Origin of the sequence: Bacteroides sp. DH3716P (assembly GCF_025914115.1) — a bacterium.
Classification (GTDB): Bacteria; Bacteroidota; Bacteroidia; order Bacteroidales; family Bacteroidaceae; genus Bacteroides; species Bacteroides ovatus.
Window position 1 is genome coordinate 6,405,766 of sequence record NZ_CP083673.1, and the last position, 15,901, is coordinate 6,421,666.

Genomic DNA, 15,901 nt, shown 5'->3' on the forward strand with positions numbered 1-15,901 from the left:
ATACTTCAAGGAAATGTTTCCAAGTTTTTCCAAATCGATTTTCTGCTAAATCCATAATGCTTCATTTTTATACATAGCAAAAATATAAGCATCAACATTTAATATTCAACTCATTCAAAACCTTGCGTATTGCCTCAAATGTGGTAATGCGAGTAGGAACTAGTGGCAACCGAAGTTTATTCTCGATCATACCCATGGCATTCAACATTGATTTTACTCCTGCCGGATTTCCATCAACAAACAATAAATTGAATAATTCCGTGAATCGATGGTGAATGGTTAATGCATTGGCAAAGTCTCCTTGAAGCGCCAGGCGCGTCATACGGCTAAATTCACGAGGAAAAGCATTACCGATTACTGAAATCACACCAACGGCTCCCAATGTAATAAGCGGAAAGGTTATACCATCATCTCCGGAGATTACATTGAAATTTTCCGGTTTATTTTTAATAATATCATCCATTTGCGTAATATTGCCGGATGCTTCTTTAATAGCAACTACATTCTTAAAATCGCGGGCAATCCGCAAAGTAGTTTCAGCAGTCATATTTACCCCCGTACGTCCCGGAACATTATACAATACGATGGGGAGCTCCGTAGCTTCCGCAATCGCTTTATAATGCTGATAAATACCTTCTTGAGAAGGTTTATTATAATACGGCACAACAGACAATATGGCATCAACTCCTGTGAAATCATCATTTTTCAATGTTTCTACAATAGCACGAGTATTATTACCACCTACACCCAACAGAATAGGAATTCTTCCGTTAACGCGGTCAATTACCATCTTTTTTATAGTTTTCTTTTCTTCCTCGGTCAGAGTCGGTGTTTCAGCTGTAGTCCCCAGCACACACAAAAAATCCGCATTATTCTGTAATAGATAGTCCACCATACGCATCAACGCGTCATAGTCAACGCTCTCATCCTCTTTGAAAGGAGTAATCAGTGCTACCCCCATTCCTTTCAATTTAGTCTGTATCATGAGTTTTAATTATAATCTCTAATTTATTTAGCCGCAAAAGTACGAATATTTTTCTTATCTTACGATATAAGTTTCAGAAATTCGTCTTCGCTTAATATGGTTATTCCAAGTTTTTTTGCTTTTTCAAGCTTTGCAGGTCCCATATTGTCCCCAGCCAGTATAAAACTTGTTTTCGCAGAAATGCTTCCTACATTTTTCCCTCCGTTTTTCTCGATAAGCTCTTTATATTCGTCACGTGAATGATGAACAAACACACCGCTGATAACGATAGACTGTCCCGCTAACTTATCCGTATATCCGCTTAAATCTTCTTCGGTGCGATAAAGCTGCAGTCCGGCCTCTTTTAGCTTGGCAACCAACTCACGATTAGACTCATTCGCAAAATATGCAAGTATACTCTGGGCTATTTTTTCTCCGATTTCATCGATACTTACCAATTTTTCAAGATCTGCCTGTTGCAGATCATCTATATTCTCAAACGATTTTGCTATCTTTTTGGCCACAGTCTCACCAACAAAACGAATTCCCAAAGCAAAAATAACACGCTCGAAAGGAACGGTTTTGCTTTGTGCAATCCCCGTTATAATGTTCTCCGCCGATTTTTCTCCCATACGATCCAAACCTTTGATATCATCAGCTGTGAGTTTATATAAGTCGGCCGTATTTTTAATTAATCCCAAACGATAGAACATATCCACGGTTTCCGGTCCCAATCCATCAATATTCATAGCCTTTCGACTAATAAAATGCTCGATTTTGCCTTTGATTTGAGGAGGACACGCTGTTTCATTGGGGCAATAATGAGCGGCCTCCCCTTCATACCTGACTAATTTACTACCACATTCGGGACAATTGACGATGAATCGAACCTTCTCCCCAAGCATAAAACTACGTGCATCTTTATCTACTCCCGTAATCTTAGGAATAATTTCACCACCTTTTTCCACATAAACCATGTCTCCGATATGCAAATCAAGTCCTTCGATGATATCCGCATTATGTAAGGATGCACGTTTTACGACAGTTCCCGAAAGCTGTACAGGGTCCAGATTAGCTACCGGAGTGACTGCTCCGGTTCTTCCTACCTGATAGGTCACCTTATTCAATCGGGTCAATGCACGTTCTGCCTGGAATTTATAGGCAATAGCCCATCGAGGAGACTTAGCCGTAAAACCCAAATTTTTCTGTTGTCTCAAACTGTTCACCTTTAAAACAATCCCGTCTGTGGCAACCGGTAGATTTTTACGTTCTACATCCCAATAGTTGATAAATTCAAAGACCTCCTCCAATGTCTGGCACTTACGCGTCAAATCAGAGATTTTAAAGCCCCATTTTGCCGCTTCCTGAAGATTTTCATAATGTCCGTCACAAGGCAGATTATCTCCCAATAAATAATATAAATAAGCATCCAGCTTGCGAGAAGCTACAATAGAAGAATTTTGCAACTTCAATGTACCGGACGCCGCATTTCTTGGATTGGCAAAAAGCGGTTCTTCACGTGCCTCTTTTTCCCGATTCAACTCTTCAAACACTTCCCATGGCATAAGAATTTCCCCACGTATCTCAAAAGAAGCAGGATAATTATCACCATGTAATACAAGCGGGATAGAACGGATTGTTTTCACATTATCCGTCACATCATCGCCTTTTTCTCCATCTCCACGGGTAACGGCACGAACCAACTTCCCATTTTCATAGGTCAACGAAATAGAAGTACCGTCATATTTCATTTCACAACAAATCTCGAAATCCTCATTTAGCGCTTTACGGACACGATCGTAGAAGTCCGTCACTTCCGCTTCCGAATATGTATTTGCCAATGACAGCATAGGATATTTATGAGCCACTTGCGTAAAATTCTTGTTCAAGTCGCTCCCCACGCGCATAGTGGGTGAATTTTCATCTTTATATTCCGGATGTGCTTGTTCCAGATCCTGAAGTTCACGCATCTTATCGTCAAACTCTTTATCCGAGATTTCAGGAGCATTCAACACATAATAATTATAATTATGCCGATGAAGTTCGGCACGCAATTCCTCTATTTTTTCTTTTATATCCATATTTCTTCGATTGTTTAAGGCAAAAATACATGTTTATCTTTGAATATTTGTACTTTTGCGAAAAATTAAAAGATTATGCGCATTGATATTATAACAGTTTTACCCGAAATGATTGAAGGTTTCTTCAATTGTTCTATCATGAAACGAGCTCAAGATAAAGGACTTGCAGAAATACACATTCACAATTTACGTGATTACACCGAAGATAAATATCGTCGTGTCGATGATTATCCTTTTGGAGGATTTGCCGGAATGGTGATGAAAATAGAACCTATCGAACGCTGCATCAATGCTCTAAAGGCAGAACGTGACTACGATGAAGTTATCTTCACGACCCCTGACGGAGAACAATTCAACCAACCGATGGCCAACACTCTCTCTCTGGCACAGAATCTCATTATTCTTTGCGGACACTTTAAAGGCATCGATTACCGTATTCGCGAACATCTGATTACTAAAGAAATCAGTATCGGCGATTATGTATTAACAGGAGGAGAACTAGCGGCAGCAGTGATGGCAGATGCTATCGTACGTATCATTCCCGGAGTCATCTCCGATGAACAATCCGCACTTTCCGATTCTTTCCAGGATAATTTGCTGGCAGCACCTGTATATACACGACCTGCTGATTATAAAGGCTGGAAAGTTCCCGATATTCTATTATCCGGGCATGAAGCAAAGATCAAAGAATGGGAACTGCAACAGTCCCTGGAACGCACCAGAAAACTTCGTCCCGACCTATTAGGGGAGTAAAATAAAGTGTAAATAAAAACGACGATGAAGATTACGTAAATCCTCACCGTCGTTTTTATTTTATCTTCAATCTAAAGATTCTGTCCGTAGACAATTCCTCTAAACACGAACTTCTTTTTCATCTGCCACTACCTGCCTGTTTATCCTTTCTTTATTTAAAAGAGAAATAGCATTTTTCTTGCAGACTTAATGCGAAGGGTTATTGTATGTTTTCAATTACACCTCAAGCGCACCAATTATTTCCTTTACAGACTTACATCCGTGTCTTTCCAGGTAATTATTTATACCATCTTCCACTTTAATAGTCACAGCAGGATCTATGAAATTTGCCGTACCAATTTGGATGGCCGTCGCACCTGCAAGCATGAATTCAACAGCATCTTTCCAGTCCATAATACCTCCCAATCCAATGACAGGAATATTTACCGCCTTGGCAACTTGCCATACCATACGTAATGCGATAGGTTTTACGGCTGCTCCCGACATTCCGCCTGTTATAGTTGACAAAATAGGGCGTTTACGTTCCGCATCAATCGCCATACCCAGCAATGTATTGATTAATGACACGCTATCCGCACCACTTTCTTCTGCTGCACGAGCTATTTCAGTGATGTCCGTAACGTTCGGGGAGAGTTTTACGATAAGTGTCTTTTTGTAAGCTGAACGCACTGCTTTTACTACTTCTGACGCCCCTTTTGCTGACACACCAAAAGCCATACCACCTTGCTTTACATTAGGGCAAGAGATGTTTAGCTCTATAGCAGGAATTTTGTCAAGTTCATTAATGATTTCAGCTGTTTTTACATAATCTTCGATGGCAGATCCCGAAACGTTTACAATCATATTCGTTTGGATGTCTTTTATACGGGGATATATATGCTCCACAAAGTAATCAACACCCTTATTTTGCAGTCCTACAGCGTTTAACATCCCAGAAGGAGTCTCTGCCATACGCGGATAAGGGTTTCCTTCACGTTTGTGAAGAGTAGTTCCTTTTACAATAATACCACCTATTCGCGCTATATCAATGAAGTCGGAGAACTCTTCACCATATCCAAATGTACCAGATGCTGTCATCACCGGGTTTTTCATTTGTAATTCACCAATGTTTACACTTAAATCTGCCATAGTAGTTTATTTATATTAAAAACAGGACCTTCTTTACATACACACAAATGACCTTCTGTCGTATTTTCCACACAACATAAGCATGCTCCGATACCACAAGCCATTGTATTTTCCAAAGATACTTCACATTCTATCTGATTACTTTTGGCATATTTTGCCACAGCCACCATCATCGGTTTGGGACCACAAGTGTAAATCTGCTCAAATCGTACCTTATTTAATATAGAATGTTGGGTAACATATCCTTTTTCTCCATGGCTACCATCTTCCGTGGTGGTATATACCTCTCCATATTTGGCAAACTCTTCCAGCTGCAACAGATCTTTGTCGCTACGGGCACCTAACAGGAACGTAGGTTTATGGCCTTTTTTAGCCAACTGCTCACCTAAATAAAGCATAGGGGCTGTTCCGACACCTCCACCAACTAATAAGAGCTTATCAGAAGCCTCCAGAGGCATTGTATATGCATTTCCCAGTGGAAGCACTACATTTATTGTTTCACCGGGATTAACCTCTGCCAAACGTCTTGTTCCATCACCAACCAGCTGGATCAGAAACCAGACCTCATTTCGCTGTTTATCTACAAAATTAATAGAAATGGGACGCCGTAAGAATGTAGTAGGCGAACCGTCCACCCGGAGTTCGGCAAACTGCCCAGGTAACATTTCGGGCAGTAATGACTGAGAGGTCAATTTTAGCAATACATAGTTTGCATTCAATCTGATATTCTCGGTCACTGTCAGATCTAAAATAAATTTCTTCATGTATGGATATAAAAGTATAAATTCGTATTCCGGGTGCAAAGATACAGGAAATTGCTCAAACCACCGATTTTACTCTTCATTTTTCAGGTCGAAACGTCTCATAGGTATTATCATCGAAAAATATTCTTATTTCCGTGATTTTCCTGGCAGGCTTTTCTATATACCTAATCTCCTGTTTTACAATCTCTTTGGGGGCATTTTCGGCGTTTCTTAACGGCGTTTCCTTGCGATTTTCCGGAAGAGTCGGTTCTTTGGACGGATTTACGGGATTCTCGTCGAATAAAGAAGGCAGATAATCGTGATTAGAAGAAGAAAAGGAAGTTCCTTCTTCAGACACCATCATTTCGCCCTTACCATAAAGCAACCATTCAAGATTTACATAGTCATACTTTTGATGAACCTTCATAACGACCTCTAAGCTGGGTTTATTCCGATCATTTAAAATATGAGAGAGAGTAGATTGTTGCACTCCAATTGTTTCAGCAAAAACTCTAGGAGGAACTTTTTCTCTTTCCATTATCATTCTGATTCTGTCTTTTATTTCCATACTACCTTCTTTTTATTACAATTGTATGTGTTATGTACCTATTTCACAAAAATACGCACTATCTCATTGATTATACAAAGGTAAATAATTAGATTCACAAAAGCAAATTACAAATATAAAAATATTAATATTACAAAAGTGTATTATATTATACAAATCGAATATTACGCTTGTATATAGAATAAAACGAGTTATTATAAGCATATAGCTTTAGTTTAATTATATATCATAAAACACAGATATACAACCATATATATAACACAAATGAAACTCAAATAGAGACATTCACAAATATACATACCACATGTAGAAGGCGCTTATAGCACTAATTGATATAATAAACTATATAATCTTGATTTATAATAAGATAATAGAGATAAAAGTATTTGTTAATGCCTGAGAAACTACATTTGTATATAGGGTATTATTTTTGTAAATGCATAAATATATTATTGTAAACACCATCTTTTGATTACATTTGGAATTCATTCTCATAAATATACGACACATTTGTAACCACATAAATACACAAAAGTAAATATTGATAGTTGCAAAAGCAATAAAAGGAAGGGATCAACTCATACTTTACCAATGTATATTGCTATTTTTTTCTAATCATCCTTTACAATCTTCTCTAAAAAGAGAATCCTTGCAATATTTCCGTACCGATACTCCACTTATTTATTTTTTTTCAATTCTAGGAAGCTCATTTTTAGCATAAACAAATGAAATACAAATACTTACCCCTATAATTCAGATTCTATTTTTCTATTAAACTAGAAAAAATAGGCTTATAGTAATCAAAAATACTCTGGATTATCAAAATGACACTAATGGATGATTTTAGAGAAAAGAAAAAATCTCCATTCTCACTATAAAACGATACCTTTAAAATCCAAAATGCTTTTTTGATAAACTCAAGAATAAGTAAACTTTTCTCGTTTAAAAATTAAAGCTCCTATTTAAAAGAAAAAGTTTCCTTGAAGATAGATCAATACAAAATTCTAAAAATATACTTTGTGTAGTTCGTTAAATGGGTAACTCTATAAAACTACAAAAGGAGTAAATCTATTTGTAAAATAATCACTGGCATTGTGAAAGTCTTTTTTATAATGGAAGTAATTGCGGGAATACAAAAAAAGACATATACTTCCCGTTTCTATCTACGGTAAAAGTATATGTCTGATTATATAGGTAATTCTTAATCCTACTTAATGCAAAATTTTGAACACTAATTCACGAAGAATATCTCCATCTGTCATAGAACTATTTTGGACTCCTTTGGATTTTGCATCAGCATATCGTATTTCTCCAACAATCTGCATCGTCTTTACTCCGCTATATTTTCGCATTGCTGCCATATAATCCCGGGCCTGCCAGGGAGTTCTTAGTCCTAGCATATTTGCGATCCCTTGCTCTGATTTATCCGGTGCATAATAAGCCAACATTAGATTGGAGTAAAAGCTGAATAATAAAGACAGCGTCATTTGGATTGGGTTAGTTTTCGGATTTTCCTCAAAATATTTTATTATCTTATTTGCTTTCAATATATCCTTTTCCACTAAAGCACTGCGCAATTCAAAGTTATTATAATCTTTGCTTATGCCTATGTTTTTTTCTATCTGTTCAGGAGTTATGCGTTTTTGCCCGGCAGGTAAAGTGATAATCAACTTTTCAAGTTCTCCGGTCAGACGACTCAAATCTGAACCTACAAAATCAGCAAGCATAACAGTTGCTTTAGGTTCCATATCAACTCCTTTCCGTTTCATATATGAAGCTATAAAACCGGGAAGTTGTGCATCCTTTATTTTTTTAGATTCAAACAGTACACCAACTTTGTCCACCTCGGCAGCCAGCTTCTTTCTACGATCCAACGTTCCATGCTTATGGCATATCACTAAAATGGTGGAAAGCAAAGGCTTTTGAAGATAATACGACAACTCTTCCATATTACGTACCGCCTGTGCTTCCTTAACTACTACTACTTGGTGTTCCGACATCATGGGATAACGCTTTGCAGCATTTATAATCGTTGCCACATCCACATCAGCCCCATACACAACAGTCAGGTTGAATTCTTTTTCCGTCTCACTCAACACATTATCCGTTATGTAATCTGCAATCAAGTCGATATAATACGACTCTTCTCCCATCAGGTAATAGATAGGGCGATACTGCTTTGCTCTCAATTCCTTGAGGATGTCATCACAGGTCAGTTCTTGTTTTGCCATATATAATTTTCAGAAAGACCGGATTACCAGTCGAATTTCAAGTGTTTAACAGTTTTCTTTTCATCAATAATCATGCGCAAAGAAGCAATACCAATTTCAACATGCTCTTCTACATAATTTCTGGTAACCAAATTATCACTTCTATCTGTTTTTACTCCGTCGGGGGTCATTGGCTGATCGGACACTAATAATAATGCGCCGGTAGGAATATGATTGGCAAAGCCACAACTGAACAAAGTTGCAGTTTCCATATCAACTGCCATAGCCCGGGTCTTTTTCAGATATTCTTTGAATACATCATCATGTTCCCAGATACGGCGGTTGGTGGTATATACGGTACCAGTCCAATAGTCACGGCCTTTGTCACGGATGGATGAAGAAACGGCACGCTGCAACATAAATGCAGGTAATGCAGGAACTTCGGGAGGAAAATAATCGTTAGAAGTTCCCTCTCCACGGATAGCTGCAATAGGGAGAATCAAATCGCCAAGCTGATTTTTCTTGTCGATGCCACCACATTTTCCCAAAAACAAACAAGCCTTGGGTTGAATAGCTCCCAGCAAGTCCATGATGATGGCAGCGTTAGGACTTCCCATACCAAAGTTAATCATAGTGATGCCTTCGGCAGAAGCAGAAATCATATTTGCATCCCTTCCTAAGATGGGAACATTAAACTGATTTGCGAAAATCTCGACGTACTTGTTGAAGTTAGTCAACAGAATATACTCTCCAAAATCCTCCAGGTTACGTTTTGTGTAACGGGGCAGCCAATTAGCTACGATTTCTTCTTTTGTTTTCATAATTATCTATTAAATTTGTGCTCCCAATAATGGGAACCATTATTTAACTTACAAAAATAATAAATGTTATCGTTAAACCTACCAGTATTCGACACTAAAATAAACGTACGAAACGGAAAAAATGTAATTTTCGACGTAATTCGTAAACGATATGTCGCCCTTACCCCTGAAGAATGGGTACGGCAACACTTTGTTCACTTTCTTATTGCACACAAAGGATATCCGACTGCCCTTCTGGCCAATGAAGTAATGGTAAAGTTGAACGGTACTACCAAACGATGCGACACCGTACTTTATCGGAGGGATTTATCAGCCCGGATGATTGTGGAATATAAAGCACCACATATCGAAATCACACAGGCTGTTTTCGATCAGATCACCCGGTATAATATGGTATTGAAGGTCGATTATCTGATTGTCAGCAACGGAATGCAACATTATTGTTGCCGGATGGATTATGAGAATCAGAGTTATACGTTCCTCCAGGATATTCCAGATTACAAATCTTTATAAAAATGATCCGCTTCATTCGCCTTAAAAAACATACTTACCTATAAGAATAAAATAGCGTCACTATCCGTTCAAGATAGTGACGCTATTTGCTTACTATGGTGACACCATCCCAAACAGATGGCGTCACTATACCAACTCCCCTTTCAGGTAGTCTTCAAACAGCCTTTTACTTCTATACGGCAACATCTTTCTCACTATCCTCATTTCCTTTCTTTTTGCTGAATCGCTCTTGCAATTTCTGCATGAATTCGTAGAAATTAGGAATATAAATGGTAGCCAATAAAGTGTTCATGGCCATACCAAATACCACAGCGGCACCCAATGCTATACGACTTTGTGCACCTGCACCGGTGGCGAATAACAAGGGCATCACTCCTAATACAAAAGCAAAAGAAGTCATCAGGATCGGACGCAAGCGGACATGCCCCGCTTCAAAGGCAGCTTCCCTAATTGAATTACCCTCGGCACGGAAATCACGGGCAAATTCCACAATCAAAATTCCGTTCTTTGCAGAAAGCGCAACCAACAGGATTATGCCGATTTGCGTATAAATACTGACTGGAGTTCCCATAATCAGACAGCCAATCATGGCACCTAATAAGGCTACCGGCAATCCGATGACGGCTGCTACCGGGCTGGTCCAACTTTCATACTGTGCAGCAAGTACCAGAAAAGCAACAATTAACGCCATAATCAGAACAATGGTAGTCGTATTCCCAGCCTGGGTTTCCTGATAGGCAACGGAAGTCCATTCATACCTAAACTCATCTCCCAGCTGTTCCTTAAACAATGCTTCCACTTCTTGAATAGCCTGCCCGGTACTACTTCCCGGAGCAACATTACAAGTCAGAGAAGCAGTCGAGTACATATTATAGCGGTTAATCTGGTCTTGGCCTAACTGTTCCTCCACTTTGGTGAAAGAAGAAAAAGGCACCATCTCTCCTGCCGAATTCGGCACGCTTAGCTTCAAGACATCATCAATTACCCGCTGTGCTTGATCGCGTGCCTCAATCTTCACCTGGTAAATACGGCCGAATTCAACAAAATCATTCACATAAGCCGCTCCCATATAATAGCCCAATGTAGAGAAAACATCGTTCAAGGCAATTCCCATGAACTGGACTTTGTCACGGTCGATATTCAAGAAATATTGAGGAACATTTGCCTGATACTGACTGGATACAGATGCTAAAGCCGGTTTCGAGTGATAAGAAGCAAGCAAGGCATTGATGGCCTGCTGCATTTCCGTCGGCCCCAGATTACGCCGGTCTTCCAACTGAAGCTGTAAACCACCGGATGCACCCAACCCCGGAATAGCCGGAGGAACCATGGCAAACACTTCCGCAGCCTGAATAGTCATATACGCTTCACCATTAAAACGGTTGACTATGGCAGCAGCCGTATGCTCTTTCCCTTTCCTCTCACTCCAGTTTTTCAGTACCACAAAATAAGTTGCCGAGTTACTCTGTTCGCCACCACCCATGATAGAAAAGCCGGAAATACCAATATAATTCTTTACTTCCGGATAAGAATCCAGAATACCGTTTATCTTTTCTCCCACTGCTTGCGTACGCTCAAGGCTGGCGGCAGGCGGAAGTTGAACAACAGCAATAAAATATCCGTCATCCTCGTCCGGGATAAAAGTTGACGGCCAATGCATAAAAAGCAATAGAGCAATAACAGTCAAAGCGCCATAAGAAGCGAGAGCCATTCCCGGACGTTGAAGCAACCATTTGACAATTTTGTCATATACCCCTTGTGTCTTGTCATAAGCCTTATTGAAACCTTTGTATATAAAGAAGTTAGAAGGTTTACTCTTTTCAAGAAACAGTGCGCAAAGCGCAGGAGTCAATGTCAACGAATTGAAACCGCTCAATACGGTAGAAGCGGCAATAGTCAGCGCAAACTGCTTATACAGCTGACCTGAAATTCCACTAATCATCATTGTTGGAATAAACACGGCAAGCAATACGAGAACCACCCCGACAATCGGGCCCGTGATCTCTCCCATCGCTTTTGTCACGGCTTCACGAGGTGAGTACTGCCCAGTTTCCAATAATCTCGAAGCGTTCTCCACCACCACTATCGCATCATCCACCACAATAGCAACTGCTAAAATCAGTCCGAACAATGTTAATGTGTTGATAGAGAAACCAAATGCCGCCATTACGGCAAATGTACCGATCAACGATACCGGGATAGTAATACAAGGAATAATCACTGCCCGCCAATTCTGCAGGAACAAGAAAATAACGAGTATCACCAACAAAGTTGTTTCAAAGAAAGTAACCATCACTTCATCAATGGAAGCATGGATAACATCAGTCGTATCCAAAGTGACATTATAGGCCACTCCTGACGGGAAACTTTCTGCAAGTTCTTCCATCTTAGCTTTCACTCCTTTTGAAACATCCAGCGAATTGGACCCCGGTTGCTGGTAAATAGCAATAGCAGCCGTAGGTTTTCCATTCAATCGCGACACTACACTGTATGAAGCAGACCCCAAATCAATGCGTGCAATATCTTTCAGACGAAGCATCGCCCCGTCCTGCTCACGGCGGATAATAATATTCCCGAACTGTTCCGGAGATTTCAATCGTCCCTGAACATTCAACGTATACTGAAAAGCATTATTATTATCCTGTCCGATAGGCTGACCGATATATCCGGCGGATACTTCCACATTCTGTGACTGGATCGATTGATAGACTTGCTGCGGTGAAATATTCCGTATACGCATAGCCTCCGGATCGAGCCAGATGCGCATCGAATAGTCCCCTGCTCCCATCACATTCACAGCACCCACTCCGGGCACACGTGTCAGCTGGTCCACTAAATTCAATTTGGCATAATTAGTCAGATACAGGCTGTTGTACACAGAGTCCTGCGAAGTCATTGTCAAAAACATCACAATGTTTGAAGATTGTTTCTGCACAGTGACCCCTTGCACCACCACCGGTTCCGGCAGCGATGATTGTGCGATACTTACCCTGTTTTGTACCTGCACAGTTGCCATATCGATATCCGTACCAACAGCGAATGTAATAGTCAGAGAATATGCTCCCGAAGATGAAGAATTGGAAGACATATAAAGCATGCCGTCTACACCATTCACCTGCTGTTCGATAGGAATACCCACTGTTTGAGCAACAGTTTCAGCATTTGCCCCGGGATAAACGGCAGAGACCTGCACCGTTGGCGGTGTGATCTCCGGAAATTGCGCCACAGGCAATATATTGAGTGTGACCAGACCGGCTACTACAATAAGCAGGGCAAGGACAGTAGCAAATATCGGTCGGTTGATAAAAAACTTAGAAAACATAATGTATAGGTTTAAAAGATTTCATTTGTTAATCAATCAGTTATCCAAAAGACCTTATTTCCCTCTTTTAGGGAGGGAATCAGGAAGTGGCTTTACTTTCATTCCGTCTCTGACTTTCATCAAAGCCTCCGTGACATACTGTTCCTGCGGGGAAAGTCCCCCCAATACCTGCCGTAAAGTGCCGTCGACCAACTGCCCTATTTCAATATGCCGGTAATGAACTATATTCGAATCATTTACAATATATAAGTATTTGCCTAACTGGTCGGTTCCGATAGAGCCCTCTTTCACCAACATGGCATTTTTAGCTTCTCCATAAGGTAAAGTTATGCTTACATATAATCCGCTCTTCAATATCCCTTTCGGGTTATCAAAATTGGCACGAACCATCAGTGTTCCTGTATTCACATCTACATTTGGTGAAAGATAATCGAGCGTAGCCGGATAACTTTCAGTTCCCCCCTTTCCCAGTTGAACCATTATTTTTTTAGGAAGATCAGTCGGTAACTGCTGGGTATCCATCGTCATTGCCAACCATTGATTATCAGCAACATTAAAGTAAGCATACATCTGATTATCTTTATAAATAGTAGCCAATGTGACTGGTTGCAACGAACCGCCTACATAACTTCCTATATCTACAGTCGCCTTACTGATGGTGCCGTCAAACGGTGCACGGACATAACAATATCCCAAGTTTGTACGGGCGGTGCTCAAAGCTGCTTCCGCGTTGCTGACAGCTGCAACACCCTCTTTCACAGAAGATTCAGCCTGAAGTACCTGTATCTGACTGACCGCATCACTCTTTACAGCCTCTTTCATACGGCTATAATTATTACGAGCATATTCCAATTGCGCTTGGGCAGTTTTCAGTTCTGCTTCTGCTTGCTCCACCTGATCTTTATATAAGGTTGGTTCAATGACAAACAACAGTTGCCCCTGTTTCACCCGTCCACCTGCGACATAAGAGGTAGACTGCAAGGTTCCGTTCACCCTGGCTACAAGATTCACCGTCTTTTCTGTTGTCAGATAACCCGGATAATCTTTCGTCAAAGTAATATCCTCCACTATGGGTTTGGTCACACTAATTTCCGGAGTTGGCATACCTCCCATCGCTCCTGTACTTTTCTTCTCCTTGCAACCCGTCAATATAGGCAGTGCAAGAAAGATATACATCAGTTTTTTCATATCTGTTAGGTTATATATTTTATAGATTGATTTTTATTCTCTCCAACCACCCCCTAAAGCCTTGTAGAGGGCTATCAGTTGCAAAAGCGAACTACCTTGTGCCTGTACCAGCTGATTCTCATAAGATAACAGAGAACGTTGTGCATCAAGTACGTTTTGGAAAGGCGAAAGTCCCTGTTTATAAAGTTCCAGTGAAAGTTTCAATGTCTCAATTCCTTGATTGCGTACTTCCCGCAGGGCTACAATCTGTTTGATTGAATTCCGGTAGGAATTCATAGCATTGTCCGTTTCCTGTACGGCAGTTAAAACCGTCTGATTAAACTGGTTGATCGCTTCATCCAGTTGCGCTTTTGCCAGCCGGGTTGCATTCACCAGCTGTCCTCCATTGAAAATAGTCCAGTTCAATGACGGAGCAATTTCATAAGTCATACTTTTACTTTTGGTGAGATCCTTCAGGTCACGGGCGGCATATCCAAATGAACCTTTCAAGAAAACTTTCGGCAACCAATCCGCTTTCGAAGCTCCAAGCAATGCTGCCTGCGCATTTACGCTCAATTCCGCACTTCGTACATCAGGCCGTCGCAGTAATAAATCGACAGGCATTCCCACTCCGATAGGTTCCATATAATCGGGCAATGTACCACTAGATTCAAGAACAGGACGAATGTCCTGGGGATACATTCCCAATAAGACAGCCAATGTTGTGATATACTGATTGATACCCGCTTCCAACTGGGGAATGGAGGCTTTTGTGCTATATAATACAGACTTGGCCTGTGCCACATCGAGTTTAGCAACCAGCCCGGTGTTATAGCGTACTTCCGTGATTTTCAGGACTTCTTCCTGCGAAGCACTGTTTTTCTTCACCACTTCAAGCTCTTGTTGCAACTCCCTTAGATTGATATAAGCCGAGGCTACTTCTGCAGCTAATGAGACCATGACTCCAGTGTATTCTTCCTTGCTGGCGGCAAAATTCTCTTTCTGCGCTTTTACCCGTTTCCGGATACTGCCGAAAATATCAAGCTCCCAGCTCATGCTTAGCGAAGCATCATAATAATGATCGGTTGTTTGGGGCAGTGAACTTGTATTTCCACTGGTTTCCTGACGGGTCCATCCTGCATTCAATCCGATGGAAGGAAAAAAGTTACTGCGTTCTATCCAAAGACTGGCACGAGCGGCAGCTATACGGTTGATTGCCATGGCAACGGAGTAATTACGATCTACTGCCAGAGCTATCAAAGAGTCCAGTTTGGTGTCTTGGAATGACTTCCACCAATGGTCATCTACCGGAAGTATCTGTTGAAACACTTCCCCGCTCTCTTCCCAATCTTGAGGAAGCGGAGCTTTCAAATAACGGTTTGCGGTCTGTCCAACCGCGGTCACAGTTGAAAGAAACATAAGGAGCGATGTGCCCCACACTCGTATATTCATATCAGTTCAGGTTTTTATGAAATGAAAAGATAACAACTAAAGGGTAAGTTTGTTTATCGATTCCTTTTATACGAGCACTTGTTAAAACAAAAAAGGAGGTGTGTCGTAATGCACGATGCACCTCTTTTTTTGTTCATCACTATACAAATCTGTTCACTTTCTTTAAGCTGCGATCTTTT

General features: G+C 40.6%; 12 protein-coding genes. 2 read left to right on the forward strand and 10 right to left on the reverse strand.

What is annotated here, in order from left to right:
* Positions 1-91: 91 nt before the first annotated feature.
* Complete coding sequence (gene dapA / locus KQP79_RS24655; RefSeq protein ID WP_004303039.1) at positions 92-985, reverse strand: 4-hydroxy-tetrahydrodipicolinate synthase; 894 nt, start codon at positions 983-985, stop codon at positions 92-94.
* A gap of 59 nt (positions 986-1,044) precedes the next feature.
* Positions 1,045-3,045 (reverse strand): NAD-dependent DNA ligase LigA, encoded by a 2,001-nt coding sequence (ligA, locus tag KQP79_RS24660; RefSeq protein WP_004310411.1) that lies wholly within the window; start codon positions 3,043-3,045, stop codon positions 1,045-1,047.
* Between the two features lie 75 nt (positions 3,046-3,120).
* Between ligA and trmD the strand changes: the two genes are divergently transcribed.
* Entirely contained in the window at positions 3,121-3,798 is a 678-nt protein-coding gene (trmD, locus tag KQP79_RS24665) for a tRNA (guanosine(37)-N1)-methyltransferase TrmD (protein ID WP_004295953.1), read from the forward strand.
* A 216-nt stretch (positions 3,799-4,014) separates the two neighbouring features.
* Here the strand turns inward: trmD and KQP79_RS24670 are convergent, their stop codons facing one another.
* From KQP79_RS24670 to KQP79_RS24690, 5 genes are all read right to left on the reverse strand, one after another.
* On the reverse strand, positions 4,015-4,926 hold the full coding sequence (locus tag KQP79_RS24670; protein WP_004295952.1) for a dihydroorotate dehydrogenase: 912 nt from the start codon (positions 4,924-4,926) through the stop codon (positions 4,015-4,017).
* Entirely contained in the window at positions 4,914-5,690 is a 777-nt protein-coding gene (locus KQP79_RS24675) for a dihydroorotate dehydrogenase electron transfer subunit (protein WP_004295951.1), read from the reverse strand. The genes KQP79_RS24670 and KQP79_RS24675 overlap by 13 nt, the downstream gene beginning before the upstream one ends.
* 76 nt (positions 5,691-5,766) lie before the next feature.
* Complete coding sequence (locus KQP79_RS24680) at positions 5,767-6,237, reverse strand: helix-turn-helix domain-containing protein (protein ID WP_004295950.1); 471 nt, start codon at positions 6,235-6,237, stop codon at positions 5,767-5,769.
* Between the two features lie 1,211 nt (positions 6,238-7,448).
* On the reverse strand, positions 7,449-8,468 hold the full coding sequence (gene holA / locus KQP79_RS24685) for a DNA polymerase III subunit delta (protein WP_004310409.1): 1,020 nt from the start codon (positions 8,466-8,468) through the stop codon (positions 7,449-7,451).
* A gap of 23 nt (positions 8,469-8,491) precedes the next feature.
* Positions 8,492-9,268: an AMP nucleosidase gene (locus tag KQP79_RS24690; protein WP_004303046.1), complete on the reverse strand. Its 777-nt coding sequence runs from the start codon at positions 9,266-9,268 to the stop codon at positions 8,492-8,494.
* Between the two features lie 63 nt (positions 9,269-9,331).
* Between KQP79_RS24690 and KQP79_RS24695 the strand changes: the two genes are divergently transcribed.
* Positions 9,332-9,781 (forward strand): type I restriction enzyme HsdR N-terminal domain-containing protein, encoded by a 450-nt coding sequence (locus KQP79_RS24695; protein ID WP_004295946.1) that lies wholly within the window; start codon positions 9,332-9,334, stop codon positions 9,779-9,781.
* 172 nt (positions 9,782-9,953) lie between these two features.
* Here the strand turns inward: KQP79_RS24695 and KQP79_RS24700 are convergent, their stop codons facing one another.
* Genes KQP79_RS24700 through KQP79_RS24710 form a run of 3 tightly spaced genes read right to left on the reverse strand, consistent with a single transcriptional unit; the run spans position 9,954 to position 15,722 of the window.
* Positions 9,954-13,103, reverse strand: coding sequence for an efflux RND transporter permease subunit (locus KQP79_RS24700; protein ID WP_004310408.1), 3,150 nt, complete (start codon positions 13,101-13,103; stop codon positions 9,954-9,956).
* 54 nt (positions 13,104-13,157) lie between these two features.
* Positions 13,158-14,291 (reverse strand): efflux RND transporter periplasmic adaptor subunit, encoded by a 1,134-nt coding sequence (locus KQP79_RS24705; protein WP_004310407.1) that lies wholly within the window; start codon positions 14,289-14,291, stop codon positions 13,158-13,160.
* Positions 14,292-14,324: 33 nt separating this feature from the next.
* Positions 14,325-15,722 carry an efflux transporter outer membrane subunit gene (locus KQP79_RS24710; RefSeq protein ID WP_022199407.1) on the reverse strand — a complete coding sequence of 466 codons (1,398 nt, stop codon included), beginning with the start codon at positions 15,720-15,722 and terminating at the stop codon, positions 14,325-14,327.
* Positions 15,723-15,901 lie beyond the last annotated feature (179 nt).